The sequence below is a fragment of the Pseudoalteromonas shioyasakiensis genome (genome assembly GCF_001550135.1).
In the GTDB taxonomy this organism is placed as follows: Bacteria; Pseudomonadota; Gammaproteobacteria; order Enterobacterales; family Alteromonadaceae; genus Pseudoalteromonas; species Pseudoalteromonas shioyasakiensis.
On record NZ_LRUE01000005.1, the window covers coordinates 205,391 to 224,057 of the forward strand.

Sequence of the window (18,667 nt, forward strand, 5' to 3'; positions counted from 1 at the left end):
TCCTTGAAAACAATTACGCACAATAAAGTAATGTGAATCCAAATAAATTTCCAGCAAAAACCAAAAAAGCCACGATAAACGTGGCTTTGTTGGATAAAGCTTAAACTTTTACTGTTCTATTATAAGAACTGACCTAGCGCTTTAACTTGGTCTAACATGCGGTTTGAGAAACCCCATTCGTTATCGTACCAAGCCATCACTTTAACAAGCTTACCATCTACTTTAGTTTGGGTAGAATCGAAGATTGAAGACGCAGGGTTGTGGTTAAAGTCGATAGAAACAAGCGGTAGTTCGTTGTATTCAAGAATACCTTGCATTGCACCTTCTGATGCAGCTTTAACGACTTCATTAATTTCTGCTGCAGATGTTTCACGCTTAGCAACGAACGTTAAGTCTACTAAAGATACGTTGATTGTTGGAACACGAACTGCCATGCCGTCAAGTTTACCCGCAAGTTCAGGAAGTACTAAACCAACTGCTTTAGCTGCGCCTGTTTTCGTTGGGATCATTGACTGAGTTGCACTACGTGCACGGTATAAGTCTGGGTGATAAACGTCAGATAAGTTTTGATCGTTTGTGTAAGCATGAATTGTTGTCATGCTACCTTGCTCAATACCTACTGTATCGTTGATTGCTTTTGCAATTGGCGCTAAACAGTTTGTTGTACAAGATGCATTTGAAATGATGTTACTGTCAGCGTTTAATACTTCGCTGTTAACACCATGAACAACTGTTGCATCCATGTCCGTGCCAGGTGCAGAAACGATTACTTTTTTAGCACCCGCTTCAATGTGTTTAGCCGCTGCGTCACGTGAAGTGAATAAACCAGTACATTCTAAAACGATATCTACGTTTAGTGCTTTCCAAGGAAGGTTTGCTGGATCACGCTCTTGTGTAAGGGTAATTTCATCATTACCAATTAGCATGGTGTTTTCAGCAAGTGTTACTTTTTGAGAAAATTGACCGTGTACTGAGTCAAATTGAGTTAAATGCGCGTTAACATTTGCTGGTGCTAAATCGTTGATTGCAACGATTTTGATTTCGTTGTTTTGAGCTGACTCATAAAGGGCACGTAATACGTTACGACCGATACGTCCATAGCCATTAATTGCAACATTAATCATTCTAATATCTCCCGTTAATTATTTTACTTCACTTGCTTGGCGAGCAAGCGCTTCAATGGCTTGCCAGTCTTTGTTTTCAATAAGTTGTTTATCTAACATCCAAGTACCACCTACACAGATTACGTTTTTAAGTGCCAGGTAGTTAGGTGCTGTTTCAAGGCTAATGCCGCCTGTAGGGCAAAAAGTTACTTGTGGTAAAGGGCCACCAATTGATTTCAGCATTGCTGTGCCTCCTGCTGCTTCTGCAGGAAAGAACTTTAAGAACTTAAAGCCATGGCTTGCTAATTTCATTACTTCACTTGGTGTTGCTGCACCTGGTAAAAATGGAATATCAGTGTCTTTAGCCAGTGCTAATAATTCGTCGTTTACACCTGGGCTAACCATGAAGTCAGCACCGGCTTCAACAGATGCATTAAATGTTGCTTTATCAACCACAGTGCCTGTGCCAACGTATGCTTCTGGTACGGCTTCTTTCATTAGCTTTACAGCTTCTGCCGCAATCGGCGTACGTAAAGTAATTTCTAGTGCTTTTAAGCCACCGTTATAAAGCGCACGTGCAAGGGGTGCTGCATCTTCAAGTTTTTCGATAACAACAACCGGTACCACAGGTGCCGATGATAAAATTTTCTCAATGCTCATTGTTTGTTCCTCATAGCCCAGTAACGGCGTATTATTATTCTAAACCAAAGGCACTTGCGCCTAGGTCTGCACTACTTACTATATTTCTGAAACCTGCGAATAACTCTCGGCCTGTACCATATGTTTGGCTTGGTTGGCTAAGTTGTAGTTCACGTTTTGCTAATTCTTCATCGCTTACGTGTACTTTCAATACACCCGCTGGTGCATCAAGCGTCACTAAATCACCTTCGTGAATTTTTGCGATTACACCACCTTCAACCGCTTCTGGTGCTAAGTGGATTGCAGCAGGAACTTTACCTGATGCACCCGACATACGGCCGTCAGTCACAATCGCCACTTTGTAGCCTTGGTCTTGTAGTGTTGCCATTACTGGCGTTAATTTGTGAAGCTCAGGCATGCCTTTCGCTTTTGGACCTTGCTCTTTAATTACAGCAATAAAGTCTGTGTTTAATTCACCACGGCTATACGCTTCTTGTAACTCTCCTTGAGAGCTAAATACTTTAGCTGGCGCAGAAACAACTTGATGTGACTCAGCCACTGCAGATACTTTAATAACAGCTTTACCAAGGTTACCTGTAAGAAGCTGTAAACCACCCTGCTTGCTAAACGGGTTATCAATCGGACGTAACACTTCTTCATCGTGTGATTTTTCTGGACACGCTACCCATTTAACTTTGCTTGGGCCAGTGCTGTTAGTCATGATCACTGATGAATCTTTATCAAGCATTGGCTCTGTGGTGTATGCTTCTAAGCCATCACCCACAATCGTTTTCACGTCGTTATGTAAGTAACCTTTGCTTAGTAGTTGCTTCATTAAGAAGCCCATACCGCCGGCAGCTTGGAAGTGGTTCACATCTGCTGAGCCGTTCGGGTAAATACGTGTAAGAAGTGGCACAACTTCTGATAAGTCAGCCATGTCTTTCCAAGTAAGGATTACACCCGCTGCTTTCGCGATAGCTACTAGGTGGATTGCGTGGTTTGTTGAGCCGCCTGTTGATAACAAGCCAACTAAACCATTAATAATTGTTTTTTCACTTACTACGTCTGCAAGGCAGTTAGCATCTTTTGTTTCGATTAACTGCTTTAACATAGTTTCTACAGCGTGACCTGTTAAACCATCACGTAGTTCTGTGTAAGGGTTAATGAAAGAGCTACCTGGTAAATGTAGGCCCATGATTTCCATTAACATTTGATTCGAGTTTGCCGTACCGTAGAAAGTACAAGTGCCGGCACTGTGATACGATGCGCTTTCTGCTTCTAAAAGCTCTTCGCGGCTTACTAAGCCTTGTGCAAATTTTTGACGAACACGGGCTTTTTCTTTATTCGGGATACCCGATTGCATTGGACCGGCTGGTAAGAAATACGTTGGTAAATGACCAAATGATAAGGCACCAATTAAAAGTCCTGGGACAATCTTGTCACACACACCTAAACAAAAAACACCGTCGAACACGTCATGCGATAAAGATACCGCAGTAGACATTGCAATCACGTCACGCGAGAACAATGAAAGCTCCATGCCATCACGGCCTTGTGTAACACCGTCACACATAGCAGGTACACCACCAGCAACCTGTGCTGTAGCATCAAACTTAGTGGCAAGGCTTTTGATGATTTCTGGATAGTCTTTGTAAGGAACATGCGCAGAAAGCATGTCGTTATAAGCGTTGATGATAGCTAGATTTGGTTGCTCGTCTGATTTTAAGCGAGCTTTGTCATCGCTGCTACAAGCAGCCATAACGTGTGCAATATTACCACAGCCTAAACCAGCACGAACTCTTGTTTGTTTTTTTGCGTGCGCGATTCGCTCTAAATAAGCTTGGCGGGTCTCTTTACTGCGTTCGATAACGCGTTCGGTGACTTCTTGGATACGAGGATGCAACATATAAATTCGACTCATCTCTATAGTTAGAGGATAAAGGCTCAGTAACAATTACAGACTCCACGAAAATAATTGTACTGAGCAACTTTGATTTACCCGTTCAAAGGTACGCTGACAGGCTGTCTCTCACAACCAACCTGACACCGGTGTCACTGTATTAACTCATGACTGTGACACCGGTGTCAACCTTATCTGTTAAATTTAGTTTAATTTTTTTAAATGACCAAATAATGAACAATTTTATTTTAATAGAATATGAGTAGAATTCATGTAAAGCACCACTATCAAAGGTGTATGCATAAGAAAGGTTTTGTTCTGAGCTTTATTTAAAAACAGCAACTTAGATCATAAAAATGCAATTTTTAGATTGAAAATAAAAAAGCCCGAGAACGCGTCACTCATTCTCGGGCTACTGTGAAAAAACAAGATGAAATTTATTTAATTGCTGCTGTCGACTCTCGAGTAATGAGTTTTGCTTCAAGGGTTACTTGATAAGGCGACTCTTGTGGATCCCCAATATGAGTGATCAATTGCTTAACTGCTTGCTGCGTCATTTCTTCAACCGGTTGTGCAATGGTCGTTAACCCTGGCCAGATATGACGTGCAATTGGTGCGTTATCAAACCCAGCAATAGAAATATCATCTGGCACTCTTAACTGCATTTGTGTAGCAAGCTTTAATACTGCTGCTGCCATGTAGTCATTTGAAGCAAATACCGCTGTTGGGCGAGGGTTTAAATCTAAAATTGTACGGGCACTATCAACACCAGAGTGATAACTGAAGTTACCTTCTTCAACTAAGCGTTCATCAAACTCAATACCATTTGACGCAAGCGCTCTTCGATAACCTTTAAAACGCTGCTCTGTCGCACTGTGATCAGGGTGACCTTTAATGAAGGCGATTTCTTTATGACCCAGCTTAATAAGATGCTCTGTTATTTCAAAAGCACCCTGCTCGTCGTTACTTCTTACCGAAATAGAGTCGTCTTCAAGTACCGCAGATGCGACGCGAGCATACGGGATCTTTTTCGACTTTAAAAAGCTTACAAGTTCAGGGAAATCTGAAAATGGTGGGGTAAGTACAATGCCGTCTAAACGAGAGGTTTGAATTAATTGCTCAATATTACTAATTAATTCTTCGCCGCGTAATTCACATGGGTGGATCAATAAATTGTAGTTAAGCTCATGACACGCCGCTAAAGCACCGGTTTGCACACGGGTAATATAGCTTTTACTCGGATTGTCGTACAAGCAACCAATAATAAAACTACGGTTTTGTGCCAAACCACGAGCGATTGGGTTTGGTGTGTAATCAAGCTCTTTAAATACTTTGAGTACTTTTTCGCGCGTTGCATCACTCACGTTAGGCTCATTGTTGAGCACGCGAGACACTGTTTTTTTCGATACACCGGCATAGCTGGCGACACTGTTGATGGTTACTTTCTTCATCCGCTCTACATCCAACTGCTAATTACGCGTTACTTTTAACATGTATACACGCAGCAGCACCAATGAATGGAATGTTGTCTTGTGTTACAAGCGTAACGGGGATCTGTGAAGTATATTGCGACATAATGCCTTTGTCTGCAAAACGCTCAACAAATCGACTAGATAATAGACGTTGTTGCATGCGAGGTAAAATACCACCACCAATAAATACGCCACCTAATGCGCCAAATGTCAGGGCTAAGTCCCCTGCTACGCTGCCAATCCAATCACAAAATTGATTAAGTGTTGCATCACAGACTTCACACTGACCAGTGGTTGCAAGCTCGCTAATTTGTGCAGCATCTAGATTCTTTGCTTCAACACCTTTTACCGCTGCCATAGCACGGTATAAATGCGCGATACCTGGGCCCGAGAATACTGTTTCAACAGATACATGATTTAACTGCTTTTTAAGCTCAGTGATTAACTGGCGGTCTAACTCTGTCACTGCCGCAAGGGTAATGTGCCCTGCTTCGCAGCTAAGTACAGCGCTACCCTGTGATGTGCGAACTAAACACGCAGCACCGAAACCTGTACCTGGCCCCATAACTGCGATATTCGCATTTTCATCAGCCTGGCCTGCTTTAACAGCCATATTTTGCGAATCATCTAAATAAGGCGCCGCATAAGCAAATGCTGCAAAGTCGTTGATTACTTCAAGTTGCTCAAATGAAAACTCTGCTTTTAAATCTGCAACGTTAAAGTGCCAGCCAAGGTTTGTTAAGTGAACTTGGCCTGCTTTAATCGGGCCAGCTACTGCTAAACATGCGCGGCTTGGCTTAGGAAACGAAATCTGGCTGAAGTACTGGTTAATCGCACTTTCTAAAGAGCCAAAATCTGCACTTGGAAAAGTTAAATTGTGCTCGATAACAAACTGGTTAGTTTGTGCATTAAAGTCAGTGATTAAAGCGAAACGAGCGTTAGTGCCGCCGATATCGGCAACAAGAATAGGAGCGAATTCTGTAGTTGTCTGTGTGTTCATGATGTTTTCTCTATTTGTCTAAGCTAGTTGCCGCTTATTTTTCTAGTTTTCAATGGCAAAGCCACTGTGTCTGCTAAACTTTGGGTCATTGCCTCAAAGAAGCTATCTTTTGTATTAAAAAAATGCTGCCCAAATGAATGGGCAGCCAAATACGTTTTGACAACAAAATGATAAAACAGTGATATTATGACACCGGTGTCAGATTGGGATCAATAAAAATTTTCATTATTTGTGCATGCATACGTATTTATTGATAAAACCTGCGTATTAAGTATCGAAAAAGCATTTATATACGCATAAAAAATGCCTAGCTGTGTACAGAACAGCCACACACACGCCACTTGTCACAAATAGCTTGAAAAAAATATTAAATAGCCGAAAATGGCAATTACTACTTCTGTTATTTGGTAACCATATGAAAGGTAAGGCGACATCTTTTGACATTGCACATTATGCGGGTGTGTCGCAGTCAACCGTGTCTCGCGCGCTGCGAAATAGCCCTTTGGTCAACGAAGAAACGCGTCGACGTGTTCATGAGGTAGCAAAACAGCTCAACTATAAAGTTGATAAAAATGCCAGTAATTTAAGAACTCAACAAAGTAGTACCCTCGCCCTGTTATTATTTGAAGATCCCACTTCGGATGAATCACAAATAAACCCTTTCTTTTTGGCGATGCTGGGCAGTATTACAAGAGCTTGTGCAAAAGAAGGCTACGACTTACTGGTATCGTTTCAGTCGAGCAGCTCTGATTGGCAAGCCGATTACGAAGACAGCCACCGTGCAGATGGCTTAATACTGCTTGGTTATGGTGATTACCTCGATTATCAACCTAAATTTAAAACCTTAATAGACCAACATACTAAGTTTGTCTGCTGGGGTGCCAGCGTAGACAACCGCCCAGACTTAACGGTCAGCTGCGATAACTACGGCGGTGGTAAATTAGCAGCTGAGCATTTACTTGCAACCGGTAGAACCGATTGTGCATTTATTGGTGATGCTTCTGATCATAGCCCTGAATTTTTTGCTCGCTACCAAGGTTTTAAAGATGCTTTCTTAGCCAAAGGCGTGGCTTTAAACGAACGTAAAATGGCAAATGCGATTTCAACTGAAGAGTCAGGCTATCACGCGACTCGTTCCCTCATAGCAAATAACATTCGCTTTAACTCATTGTTTGCCGCCAGTGACCTTATTGCTATTGGTGCTATTCGTGCCTTGAAAGAAGCGAAAATCAAGGTTCCTGATGATGTACACGTTGTTGGCTTTGATAACATTGCTGTTGCTAGCTTTGTAAACCCTCCACTTACCACTGTTCAGCAAGACACCACCCTCGCCGGGCAAATGTTGGTCGATAACCTGCTCAAACTCATTCGTGGTGAAGATGTAGAGAATACCCTTTTACCACCGCGTTTAATTATTCGCGGTTCGAGTGTTTAATTTTTAGCGATAACAGCCTTGTTATCGCCTACTCCCGACCCAATCAAAAACTTATTGCATTAAAATTAGTTTTTTTTCGATTTACCCAAGACTATTACTTCGAAAAAGCAGATAATTACGCCTATTATGTTGAAAACGCTTATCTGGCATACAAAGCTTAGATAACAACGCGCACAAAGGTGGAATTTTTTAATGGAAATTAAAGTTAATTTTCTCGACAACCTCAGACTTGAAGCCAAGTTTGATGATTTCTCTGTCATTGCAGACCAACCTATTCGCTATAAGGGTGATGGCACTGCACCAAGTCCATTCGATTACTTCTTAGCATCTTCTGCATTGTGTGCGGCTTACTTTATTAAAGTGTATTGTAATTCACGCGATATCCCGACAGATGGTATCCGTGTTGCGCAAAACAATATCGTTGATCCAGAAGACCGCTATAACCAAATTTTTCAAATTCAGGTTGAGTTACCAGAAAGCCTTTCTGAGAAAGACCGCACGGGTATTTTACGTTCTGTTGAGCGTTGTACAGTAAAACGTGTTATTCAAACTGGCCCAGAATTTAAAATCGATACTGTTGAAAGCATCGAAGCAGACGCGCAAGCAATGTTGATGGCAAAACCAGGTGATGACAGTAATACCTTTATTTTAGGAAAAGACTTACCCCTTGAAGAAACCATCGCAAATATGACGGCCATCCTTGAAGAGTTAGGGATGAAAATCGAAATATCTTCTTGGCGTAATATTGTGCCAAATGTATGGTCACTTCATATTCGTGATGCAGCCTCACCTATGTGTTTTACCAATGGTAAAGGTGCAACCAAAGAAAGCGCGCTATGCTCAGCTTTGGGCGAGTTTATTGAGCGCTTAAACTGTAACTTCTTCTATAACGATCAGTTCTTAGGCGAAGACATTGCCAATAGCGAGTTTGTTCATTACCCAAATGAAAAGTGGTTTGCTCTGACTGATGATGACTCTCTACCTGAGGGCATATTAGATGACTATACCCGTGAAATTTATAATCCAGATGGTGAGCTATGTGGCTCACACTTAATCGATACTAACTCTGGTAATAAAGAACGTGGTATTTGCTCTATTCCTTATGTTCGCCAGTCTGACGGTGAAACAGTTTACTTCCCGTCAAACCTAATTGAAAACTTATTCTTAAGTAATGGTATGAGTGCTGGTAACAACTTTGCCGAAGCAAAAGTACAGTGTTTATCTGAAATTTTTGAGCGTGCAGTTAAGCGCCAAATCATTGAGCAAGAAATTGTTTTACCAGACGTACCAGAGGACGTTTTAAACAAATACCCAGGTATTGTTGCGGGTATTAATGGTCTTGAAGAACAAGGTTTCCCTGTCGTAGTAAAAGATGCCTCGCTAGGTGGTCAGTTCCCAGTGATGTGCGTAACACTCATGAACCCTAAAACAGGCGGTGTATTTGCTTCTTTTGGTGCGCACCCAAGCTTTGAAGTTGCTTTAGAGCGCAGCTTAACTGAGTTATTACAAGGCAGAAGCTTCGAAGGCTTAAACGATGTACCTAAGCCAACGTTCAATAGTATGGCAGTTTCTGAACCGGAAAACTTTGTAGAGCACTTCATTGATTCAACGGGCGTGATCTCATGGCGCTTCTTCAGCGCTAAGCACGATTATGAGTTTGTCGAGTGGGATTTCTCTGGTAGCAATGAGGAAGAGACAGCGAGCTTATTCGGTATTTTAGAAAGCTTAGGTAAAGAAGCTTACATTGCTGAGTTCTCAGATCTTGGTACCGCATGTCGTATTTTAGTGCCTGATTACTCAGAAGTGTATCCTGTGGAAGACTTGATTTGGGACAATACCAATAAAGCACTTAATTTCCGCGAAGATATCTTAAACCTACATCGTTTATCAGAAGATCAACTTGCTGATTTAGTTGAGCGCCTAGAAGAAAGTGAACTAGATAACTACATTGACATCATCACATTAATCGGTATTGAGTTTGATGAAAACACAGTATGGGGTCAGTTAACGATTCTAGAGCTGAAGCTACTTATTTACTTAGCACTTGGTGATTTAGAAGCAGCAATGGAGCTTGTTGAAGCATTCTTACAGTATAACGACAATACCATTGTTGAACGCGGCCTATTCTACCAAGCAATGCATGCAACGTTAGAAGTTGCACTCAGCGATGACCTTGAGATTGAAGATTACATTCACAGCTTCACCCGTATGTTTGGTCAAGAAACGATGGATGCAGTCGTTGGCTCAATCAACGGCGATGTAATGTTCTATGGTTTAACAGAAACCAGCATGAAACTTGAGGGCTTAGACAGGCACCTTCGTTTAATCGAAAGCTACAAAAAGCTACACACTGCTCGCGCTAAAAAAGCAGGATTATAATCAGGTAAATCGAGCTGTAAGCAACCAACTTACAGCTCCATCCCTTTGTTTATTAGGTAAATTAATACCTCAATAAAACACTTAGATTTTTATGTATTTGCACTGTAAGCCCCCTACCTTGTCCAGTTCTGTTTAAACTGATAAATTTCGCTCAAGTTTCACCCTATCGATTTATTAAATGGACTTAAAAGGCTTTATTACTGCCCCTCTTATTCTGCTTGTCCTGTTTTGCTCTCACCCTTGTTTTGCAAAAATAACAATTGGTGTATCGAGCGAAAATGGCGAATCTTTAAAGTACTCACGTAAACACTTTTACGGTGAATTAAAATCGGCTTATAGCTGTGTGATCAATCACCTAGATACCGATTATGATGTTATCACTGTGCCGCAAGCACGGCTTATTAAAATGCTGCAAAACAATGAAGTAGATATAGCCATGCCACTTTTATTATTACCACAGAGAGATCTATTTGCGGTTCGCTCAGCAACAATTTACCAAGTTGGATATGAGCTGATAAGCCAAAGTGCTGACTCAGATTTGAGTATCGAGAATTTACGCAGGCAGGCTAACTTGAATGGTATCGTCTATAAACGCGGAACTGGGGCACGTACCTTAATGCTTAAATATTTAGGCATTGATAAAAATGAATCGATAAGCCATGAACATCAAGTTAGTACATGGCAACAAGCCGTTGATTTCGTAGCTAAGAACAGAGCTGGTATCACAGCCCTACCTAGTGTGATTGCAAAAGATATCGAGCCTCACCACTTTGATGGCGTTACACGCATTAAAATGCCAGACCACCAATTAGGGCTATATATGTCATCGCGTTTTGCCAAAAGCGCTGAAGCAACTGCTATCAACGATGCATCAAAAAACTGTAAAGAAGTTAGATAAACGATAGGTTATTTAATTTGCTCAGTCTTAAGCTCAGCTAAACGGCTTTCGACTTGTAAACGCTCTTGCTCTGTTAGTTCGCCATAAAGCTTGGGGTATGGCCAGCCATAACCCCAGCGAAAGCTGGTAGGTAAAAAAGGTGTGCCACCCACTCTGACCCCAGCAAGCATCAATAGCGCAATTTCTTGCTCACCTACTTTTGCAACACACTTTTTTAAATCAACGTCAGCTTGCTCACGTTGCTTGAAAGTACCGCCTTGCCAATATGCAAGGTCATGAGCTTTACAGCAAGCCAACCATAAGTTTTTATGTTCTAAGGTGCCATCAGGAAAAGAGCTGCAACCATCTGTAGTGAAAGGTTTAAGTTCAGCACTACTGGTAATAGAAACATGAAAAAGTAACATCAAACCTAGGATAACGTTAGGATAATTAGCCACGCTCAAGACCTTAAGTAACGACTTAATACTCAACTTGGTACGCAAACCCTTCACAACTCAGCGCTTTTTGGCAATCAGTATCTGCATGTGCACTGATATAACACTGTCCATATACAATCGCATTGCCACCCCTTTGCTGTACTTTACTTTTAAGAGTATCTTGGAGTTGACTTCTAGATCCATCAATATCATCAAACGGACCCGCTTGTGGTAAATGCATATCACTTTCTAATTGGCAATAATAGCTCGAAACCTGGCCAAGAAATGTTGCTCTGTGGCTCACTAATTGGCGTTCTGTAAATACTTCAACATTGTGACCCCGGACTGAAGTTTCAACATCACCAAGCACATACTCACCCACGTTTGTATTTATTGCACAAGAACACAATAAACCAACACTCAACAAAGTAGATAAAGCCTTGAACATATTTTCACCTTCCCTGAATTAATTGTTCAGCTACAAATTACACCAAATAGTAATGGCTTTTGTTTACTAAACTAAAGATAAGCTATCTTATCGTACCCATATAAGGAAATCACAATTAAATTGTAAAAAAGTGCAAAACAAAAAACCGCCGAGGTTAATTCGGCGGTTTAATTATTTAAGTAGTTATTTAAAAGAAGCTTACTTAGCTAATGTTTCGGCTGCTTTTTCTGCAAAAAGGTTACCTAGTTTTATATAGTAATTACTTTTATAGTGCCATTTATCTTCAATGAATTCGACAGGCTCATCAAAGGCGACTAAATGAGCATTGGCATTTGATTGAACATACTTTTTCTGAGCATCCCATACACTCTCTATATATGGCATCATGCGTGTTTGAGGTGTTTTACCAGAGTCTTCGATTCTGCCAAGTATGATTGGTAACTCTTTATTGCCAAAAGTCATCTTCATATCATTCATCAGGCTTGTTAAATTAGCTAAATAAACCTTAGATGCTTGTTCATGATAGGCATCGGCCTCACCCTGCATCCAAATGATCCCTGCTGGGACTAAAGTATCAGCTTCACCATCACCATCTATATCGTTGTTAGCTAACACAGCTCTTACGGTAGTTTGAAAGTTATCCCATTGGTTGATCTTGCTGTTGTCAGCATAGTTCTGCCCCCATGTACCAAAACCAGATGCCCCAAGCGCAATAGATGAACCACCACGCGCATATTTAATAATGGCTATTTTCTTATCTGTGAGCTCAGATAAGCGTTTACCAAAACTCAATTCAGGACCAAACCTTTCAGATAAAATAATTGAATGATCTGTCGATCTTGCGCCTGTTCCAAAACCAGGCATTAAATTAGTCCAAACACCTTTACCACCATTTAATGCATCATCAGCAACAGGGTTACCAAAAAAGAGTAAGGTATTTTCAACTGGTTTTTTATACTGCGCAGGTAAATCTTTATTAAAGTCAAATCCTTCCATATTTGATTGGCCACCCATAAAGTAAAGCAAGTAATCATCCGCTTTACTTTGCGTACTTACTGCTAATAGAGCACATAAAGCTAGTTTTTTAACATTATTTTTCCTTTTGCCAAAAGCAACATGCCCAATAAATATTGGGCATGTTAATTACGTTTTTACTTCAATGCGTCTTCAACAACTGGGTAATGGTCCCATACATGTTTATCGCTCACTGAACGGAGTAACTTAATGTATTCAGCGTGAGTCCAAGCCAGTGGTGTGGCTGAGTTTGTACCCTCACCTAGCTGATAGCCTGCTTTATTGTTGCCTACGCCATCCCAAACTTGTTCAGGTAACATCATGCCTTCATTGGCAAATGCTTCCATACCTTTTACATAGGTGTCTTTAATCACTTGTTGCTTCATCGCATCAAGGCTATTAGTTGCGTTTGCAGCAGCGATTTCATAGTGACCACGTTCACCTGTGAAAAACGGCCATACACGACCACGTTGACCAGGGGTGTTGTTACCACCTTCGGCATAGTTGTTACCTGTCACTTCATCTTCACCGTAACCATCGTTACCATAGCGACGGTAACCAGGGAATGAACCTGAGCCATCAGCAAAATTAAAGGTGTAACGCACTTGCAGATTATCGACTAAGGTTTCGTCATCGTATTCTGGTAATGTTTTTACAATGCTTGGCGCAAGTGCATCACGAACACCATAACGTACAAGCTCTAAGAAACCACCATCAAGGATTTGCTTTTTATCAAAGCCTTCACGGCCATTATTGGCGTTAAGTGTGGTTGATGAGTTTGGATCTTTGTCTTGACCAATACGAATGAAATATTCACCATCGCTGTTTTCAGACTTAAGGTTACCTTGAGTCGTAAACATGGTGCTTTCAATTTCACTATTGTAGGTTTTAGCCGTTGCTAAGTAACGCTCTGCATTTTTAGTGTCACCTGCTTTTTTAGCAATATCAGCAGCTGTCACAAGGCCTGCAACAACCGCAGCCGTTGTTGATGGTGAAAAACCATTTTGTTCTTCCCAACGCTCTTGTTGCGTAGCAGGCGGTGTAATTTGTGTGTCATTCCAAAGAATTTTCGCAAGACCACCATCAACTAAGAAATCAGCAGCTGGTTTTAACATTTTGCCATACCAATCTGTCAGCTCTTGATCGCTAAGTACGCCAGCTTGATGTAGTTTCCACGCTAACATAATTGGCATTGCTGTTTGGTCAAGCTGAACACCTACCCACTCAAGCTCACCATCAACATGCGTCTTTTGTAAGAACCAACCCGTGTCACCACCATTGCCTGGCGTGTTATCTGTTACTTGTACTTTTTCTAGATATTCAAACGCCGTTTTAGCAGTACGTGTATCACCCATGGCCATAAATGCCATTGCTACTTGATAGAAATCACGTACCCAAACCGCTTTATAACCGGTAGACCCTGTTTTAGCTGATACTGTTTCACCCCAAGGGTTAGACAGTGACGCAATTAAAGCACCGGCATGAGTTTTATCTTCTTGCGCTTTCAACACCATGGCGCTGGTATAAAGCAGCTTACCATTATCTGCGGTGCTGTTAGTTAATGTGCTCAAAGGTTCAAGGCTTGCTAAGTAGTCTTGCCAACCAATTGCAGCACCTTCACCGTTATATGCAGCAAGTACTTTTTGGTAGCCTTGGTTTAAACTTGCTTGGCCTTCTTTTAAGCTTGCAGCTTCAGAGTTACCAAAGCTTAAAGCTAAATCAAAGGTGGTGTTTTTAGATACTTCGCCAAGCTCTGCAAGTAAGCTTACATTACCCGACTTATCACCAGTATTTTGGTAAGTCGTTGAGAGTGATTGCGATGTTTTTAACTCTTTTAAGCCATCACTTACACCCGTAAAGCCAACGCTTGCTTGCTTAAATGGTTTAGCGGCTTGTAAAGATAAAAAGCTATCATCTTGCCAAGCAACTAGACCCTTATCAGTCACTTTTGCAAAATCATCTAAGCCGTTGTTATCAATGTAAGGGTTTACATTAACGTAGGCTTTTACACCTTCAAGGTCTGTATTAAATACGCTACGAACAAACAATGTTTGGCCGTTTGGATCTGTAAAAATATGCTTTTCTAAAGTGAAACGACCTTGTTTATCTTTACTAACGACTTTGTAAGCAAGCGATAATGGGCGACCCGCGTCGTCTTTGTATAAATAATCAATGCTAACATCCAGATCATCGTTCTCTGTAACGGTAAAGTCTTTACCGACTACAACAAACTGCATATCTTTGATTTGTGCTTGGTGAATTAAACCAAACATGGTTTCTGTGATCATGCCTTTCGCGATTGAAAACCAAACTTTTGATACTTTGCCGGTAGCAGCTGCGTCGCTATAGTGGCCGTCTTGGTATTGCTCGTAAGAGGTACCAATACCTGTTTTACCTGAGTATGCCCAAAAAGGCTCAACACCCGGTGCTCCTGGTGCAGACACCTGCTCAACTGCTGTATTAGCTGATTGTTCTGAACTACAAGCTGTTAAACCTAACGCTAACAAGCTTGCTGTAATGAGATTAAATTTTTTCATGGTGTGTCCTTATTATTGTTGCTTAACGCGCAGTACAGCGACCGCTGCTAGTACGAATGACACTGCACCTAGCACTAACGCATAAATCGGTTGATTATCAAAAAAGTGACGTAAAATTAGGCCTAATACGCTTGCCGCTAAAAGCTGCGGAATAACAATAAAGAAGTTAAAGATACCCATGTACACACCCATTTTTTTACTTGGTACTGAGGTACTTAACATTGCGTATGGTAAAGATAGAATTGACGCCCAAGCAAAACCTACTCCAATCATTGGCCAGATCAGTAAACTTGGATCTTTGATAATAATGAAGCTGACCAGACCCAATGCACCGAGCACTAGGTTGATTGCGTGAGCCATTTTTAGCCCTACTTTTTTAACGATAACTGGAATACACAGTGCTGCAATGGCAGCAAAACCATTGTAAGCGGCAAATAATACACCAACCCAATCCGCACCGTTATTATAAGCAAGAGAGCTTGTATCACTGCTGCCGTAGTGAAAGCTAGTTACTGCCGAAGTGGTGTAAATCCACATTGCAAATAATGAGAACCAGCTAAAAAATTGTACCCAAGCCAATTGTTTCATCGTTTCTGGCATAGTGAATACATCATTCACAACTTGATAAAAGCCACCACTGGTTGCGTTTTTAGCCTTTAAAGCCCCGGCAATAAATTGAATAACACCAAAGCTAATCAAACCACCAGCAAGTAAATAAAGCTCTTTCTCAAGAGAAAGACCGGTAACGATACCAAGTACTACTAGACCAAGAACCGTAAAGATTGCAGCGCCTTTGTTAAAGTTTACATCACTTTGAACATCGCCCGAGTCATCGCTTTGCTCTTGTTCATGAAAGCTTTCAAGTTCTTCTGGTGAATATTCTTTAGTAGTAAAGACAGTCCAAAACACAGCAATAATTAATACTACTGCGCCAAAGTAAAACGAAAATTTTACAGAATCTGGAATTTGCCCTGCAGGTGCAGTATTAGCAATATCGAACCAGTTAGTCATCATCCAAGGTAATGCAGACGCGACAACCGCACCAACACCAATGAAGAAGCTTTGCATTGCATAACCAGTTGCACGTTGCTTTTTCGGTAAGTTATCACTGACAAGAGCACGGAATGGCTCCATAGTTACGTTAATTGACGCATCCATGATCCATAACATACCCGCCGCAATCCACAGGCTTGGTGAGTTAGGCATAATGAATAACGATAACGTCGTTAAAATAGCGCCATAGAAAAAGAACGGACGACGACGACCTAACTTATTCCATGTTTTATCACTCCAATAACCGATGATCGGCTGAACAATAAGGCCTGTTAATGGTGCTGCAACCCAAAGAATTGGAATATCATCAACATTGGCACCTAAGGTTTGAAAAATACGGCTTACATTACCGTTCTGTAATGCAAAGCCAAATTGGATTCCAAGGAATCCAAAACACATATTCCATATTTGCCAAAAGCTTAGCGTTGGTTTGTTATTATTCATAGTCAGCCTTTAAGGTAAATACTGCACTGCTTAAGCCGTTCAGTTGTAATTGAATTGGCGCCTTCGATGCTGCCTCAGAAATCACAATGTCGGCATGATTTTCTAGGTTATCAGTTAACGTTAAACCACTGTGGTTAAGTTTAGGTAATAACGCTTGGTTAAGAGTAAGCTCAACATTCTGTGGATTTTCTGAAAAGTTACTTATTACAAGCACCAGCTGTTGACCTAGCTTACGCGTAAAGGCAATTACTTGCTCTGAGCCAGTCAATTCAACCGCTTGCATGTCACCGCCAACAATTGCAGGAAGTGTGTTTAATGACATTAACTTGCTGTAGTAAGCGCGAAGATCAGCTTGCTGTTTTGTAAGCGCACCACCATCGAATTTACCATTGTTCATCCACGCTTGATGTGCAGGTACACCCATGTAGTCGAAGATACTTGTACGCGTTGGGTCACCAAAACCACCGTCCTCAGAGCCATCTTCACCGACAGCTTGACCAAAATAAAGTAAGGTTGGCGAGCGCGACATCAATGTAGATACCACCATCGCTGGCTTACCTTTTTCACTACTACCAGCGAAATCTGGGCTAGCAATACGTTGCTCATCATGGTTTTCTAAAAAGTGCAGCATATGCTCTTCAATATCCGCCACTTGGCTTTGGATATCGAAAATAGTATCCGCTGATTGCTTGCCTTGCATCACAGCTTTAACCGTGTCGTAAAAACCGACTTTGTCGTAAAGGTAATCCATCTTACCTTGCTGGATATAAGGGCGATAAAGTGTTGGGTTATATACCTCAGCCAGAATAAAGGCATCGCTTTTTTGCATCTTGATTGATGAGTTCAAAAAGCTCCAAAACTCAACAGGCACCATCTCGGCCATATCATAACGGAAGCCATCGACACCTTTATCTAACCAATAAAGCGCAATATCGCGAAATTTATACCAGCTATTTGGTAAGTCTTTATCCTGCCAAAATGCGTAGTGCGCACGGTAATCTTTATCAGCGTAATCATCCGGTAGTGTTGGGAAGTCGTAGCTGCCGTCTGGTTTCACACCGTAATTGATTTTAACTGTTTCGTACCAATCATTAATGTCAGGTTTAGCGGCACGGGCCCCATTACCCGTCCATTTTGCTGGGGTTTCCGCAAACTGATTATCAGCAAGAGGATGCGGGTTACCACCTAACACTTGGTAGCTATCGCTGGTAGGAACTTGAAATGACTGCCCTGTTACATAGTAAAAGTTATTATCGCGAGCATAGGTTTTCGTCGTGTCATCTTCAGCACCAAAATCCTTTACGCCTTCAGGCTTGGCGACTGACTGGTAATTACGCGCTACGTGATTTGGCACAATATCAATAACAACTTTCATACCGTGCTTATGAGTACGATTAATTAGCTCCACAAACTCTTCTAAGCGGCGCTCAGGGTTAATTGCTAAATCAGGGTTAACATCGTAGTAATCTTTCACCGCATAAGGTGAGCCTGCACGGCCTTTTACAACATCAGGGTCATCTTGTGACAAACCGTATTCGGTATAGTCAGTTACTAAAGCATGACGCGGTACACCAGTGTACCAAACATGCGTTGTTCCTAGCTCTTTAATGCCTTGTAATGCTGCATCATTAAAATCAGCGAATTTACCTACCCCATTTTCTTCTAATGTGCCCCACGGTTTATTGGTGGTGTTAGTGTTACCAAATAATCGAGTGAATACTTGGTAAACCACAGGCTTAGAGATAGCTGCTTGGCTAGATTCTGATTGCTGCTGTTGCGTGTTCTGCTGTACTGGCGCATCGTTACCACAGGCAGTTAAACCTAAAACCGAAGCCACTACTAACGCAGTTAGTTTGTATGTTGTCATCATTACTTCATTTTTCTGTAAATATCAGTTCATACTAATGTTAAGGGCTGCATACGGACAGT

Annotated in this window: 14 protein-coding genes; 3 read left to right on the forward strand and 11 right to left on the reverse strand. The window is 41.4% G+C overall.

Annotation, left to right across the window (positions count from 1 at the left end; translation table 11 throughout):
• Window positions 1-119: 119 nt before the first annotated feature.
• The 5 genes from gap to glk form a co-directional block, all read right to left on the reverse strand.
• The gene (gene gap, locus PASHI_RS02795; RefSeq protein WP_062564508.1) at window positions 120-1,124 is read right to left on the reverse strand and encodes a type I glyceraldehyde-3-phosphate dehydrogenase; all 1,005 of its coding nucleotides are present in this window, start codon (window positions 1,122-1,124) and stop codon (window positions 120-122) included.
• 18 nt (window positions 1,125-1,142) lie between these two features.
• A complete protein-coding gene (locus PASHI_RS02800; RefSeq protein ID WP_054551439.1) occupies window positions 1,143-1,763 on the reverse strand; it encodes a bifunctional 4-hydroxy-2-oxoglutarate aldolase/2-dehydro-3-deoxy-phosphogluconate aldolase in 621 nt (206 codons plus the stop codon).
• A gap of 34 nt (window positions 1,764-1,797) precedes the next feature.
• Entirely contained in the window at window positions 1,798-3,648 is a 1,851-nt protein-coding gene (edd, locus tag PASHI_RS02805) for a phosphogluconate dehydratase (RefSeq protein WP_062564509.1), read from the reverse strand.
• A gap of 431 nt (window positions 3,649-4,079) precedes the next feature.
• Window positions 4,080-5,093, reverse strand: coding sequence for a LacI family DNA-binding transcriptional regulator (locus PASHI_RS02810; RefSeq protein ID WP_054561637.1), 1,014 nt, complete (start codon window positions 5,091-5,093; stop codon window positions 4,080-4,082).
• Between the two features lie 22 nt (window positions 5,094-5,115).
• On the reverse strand, window positions 5,116-6,114 hold the full coding sequence (gene glk / locus PASHI_RS02815; RefSeq protein ID WP_062564510.1) for a glucokinase: 999 nt from the start codon (window positions 6,112-6,114) through the stop codon (window positions 5,116-5,118).
• Between the two features lie 415 nt (window positions 6,115-6,529).
• Between glk and PASHI_RS02820 the strand changes: the two genes are divergently transcribed.
• The 3 genes from PASHI_RS02820 to PASHI_RS02830 all read left to right on the forward strand — a co-directional run bounded on the left by PASHI_RS02820 (window position 6,530) and on the right by PASHI_RS02830 (window position 10,826).
• The gene (locus tag PASHI_RS02820) at window positions 6,530-7,549 is read left to right on the forward strand and encodes a LacI family DNA-binding transcriptional regulator (RefSeq protein WP_055198756.1); all 1,020 of its coding nucleotides are present in this window, start codon (window positions 6,530-6,532) and stop codon (window positions 7,547-7,549) included.
• 192 nt (window positions 7,550-7,741) lie between these two features.
• Window positions 7,742-9,928, forward strand: coding sequence for an OsmC domain/YcaO domain-containing protein (locus tag PASHI_RS02825; RefSeq protein WP_062564511.1), 2,187 nt, complete (start codon window positions 7,742-7,744; stop codon window positions 9,926-9,928).
• 178 nt (window positions 9,929-10,106) lie between these two features.
• Window positions 10,107-10,826 (forward strand): type 2 periplasmic-binding domain-containing protein, encoded by a 720-nt coding sequence (locus PASHI_RS02830; protein ID WP_062564512.1) that lies wholly within the window; start codon window positions 10,107-10,109, stop codon window positions 10,824-10,826.
• Window positions 10,827-10,834: 8 nt separating this feature from the next.
• Here PASHI_RS02830 and PASHI_RS02835 read toward each other — a convergent pair whose 3' ends face one another.
• The 6 genes from PASHI_RS02835 to PASHI_RS02860 form a co-directional block, all read right to left on the reverse strand.
• Window positions 10,835-11,263 (reverse strand): hypothetical protein, encoded by a 429-nt coding sequence (locus PASHI_RS02835; protein WP_331498172.1) that lies wholly within the window; start codon window positions 11,261-11,263, stop codon window positions 10,835-10,837.
• Window positions 11,264-11,285: 22 nt separating this feature from the next.
• A complete protein-coding gene (locus PASHI_RS02840; protein WP_062564513.1) occupies window positions 11,286-11,690 on the reverse strand; it encodes a hypothetical protein in 405 nt (134 codons plus the stop codon).
• A 198-nt stretch (window positions 11,691-11,888) separates the two neighbouring features.
• A complete protein-coding gene (locus PASHI_RS02845) occupies window positions 11,889-12,716 on the reverse strand; it encodes a sialate O-acetylesterase (protein ID WP_156426448.1) in 828 nt (275 codons plus the stop codon).
• Window positions 12,717-12,841: 125 nt separating this feature from the next.
• Window positions 12,842-15,241, reverse strand: a complete 2,400-nt coding sequence (locus tag PASHI_RS02850; protein WP_062564515.1) for a glucan 1,4-alpha-glucosidase — start codon at window positions 15,239-15,241, stop codon at window positions 12,842-12,844.
• Window positions 15,242-15,253: 12 nt separating this feature from the next.
• Window positions 15,254-16,738 (reverse strand): MFS transporter, encoded by a 1,485-nt coding sequence (locus PASHI_RS02855; protein WP_055020845.1) that lies wholly within the window; start codon window positions 16,736-16,738, stop codon window positions 15,254-15,256.
• Window positions 16,731-18,605 (reverse strand): alpha-amylase family glycosyl hydrolase, encoded by a 1,875-nt coding sequence (locus PASHI_RS02860; RefSeq protein WP_425272493.1) that lies wholly within the window; start codon window positions 18,603-18,605, stop codon window positions 16,731-16,733. The genes PASHI_RS02855 and PASHI_RS02860 overlap by 8 nt, the downstream gene beginning before the upstream one ends.
• Window positions 18,606-18,667: the final 62 nt, after the last annotated feature.

Coding starts and splice junctions, on each gene's coding strand:
- edd (WP_062564509.1), bottom strand. CDS start 3,648: ATGTTGCATCCTCGTATCCAAGAAGTCACCGAACGCGTTATCGAACGC.
- PASHI_RS02850 (WP_062564515.1), bottom strand. CDS start 15,241: ATGAAAAAATTTAATCTCATTACAGCAAGCTTGTTAGCGTTAGGTTTA.
- PASHI_RS02830 (WP_062564512.1), top strand. CDS start 10,107: ATGGACTTAAAAGGCTTTATTACTGCCCCTCTTATTCTGCTTGTCCTG.
- gap (WP_062564508.1), bottom strand. CDS start 1,124: ATGATTAATGTTGCAATTAATGGCTATGGACGTATCGGTCGTAACGTA.
- PASHI_RS02855 (WP_055020845.1), bottom strand. CDS start 16,738: ATGAATAATAACAAACCAACGCTAAGCTTTTGGCAAATATGGAATATG.
- PASHI_RS02800 (WP_054551439.1), bottom strand. CDS start 1,763: ATGAGCATTGAGAAAATTTTATCATCGGCACCTGTGGTACCGGTTGTT.
- PASHI_RS02840 (WP_062564513.1), bottom strand. CDS start 11,690: ATGTTCAAGGCTTTATCTACTTTGTTGAGTGTTGGTTTATTGTGTTCT.
- glk (WP_062564510.1), bottom strand. CDS start 6,114: ATGAACACACAGACAACTACAGAATTCGCTCCTATTCTTGTTGCCGAT.
- PASHI_RS02820 (WP_055198756.1), top strand. CDS start 6,530: ATGAAAGGTAAGGCGACATCTTTTGACATTGCACATTATGCGGGTGTG.
- PASHI_RS02860 (WP_425272493.1), bottom strand. CDS start 18,605: ATGACAACATACAAACTAACTGCGTTAGTAGTGGCTTCGGTTTTAGGT.
- PASHI_RS02810 (WP_054561637.1), bottom strand. CDS start 5,093: ATGAAGAAAGTAACCATCAACAGTGTCGCCAGCTATGCCGGTGTATCG.
- PASHI_RS02825 (WP_062564511.1), top strand. CDS start 7,742: ATGGAAATTAAAGTTAATTTTCTCGACAACCTCAGACTTGAAGCCAAG.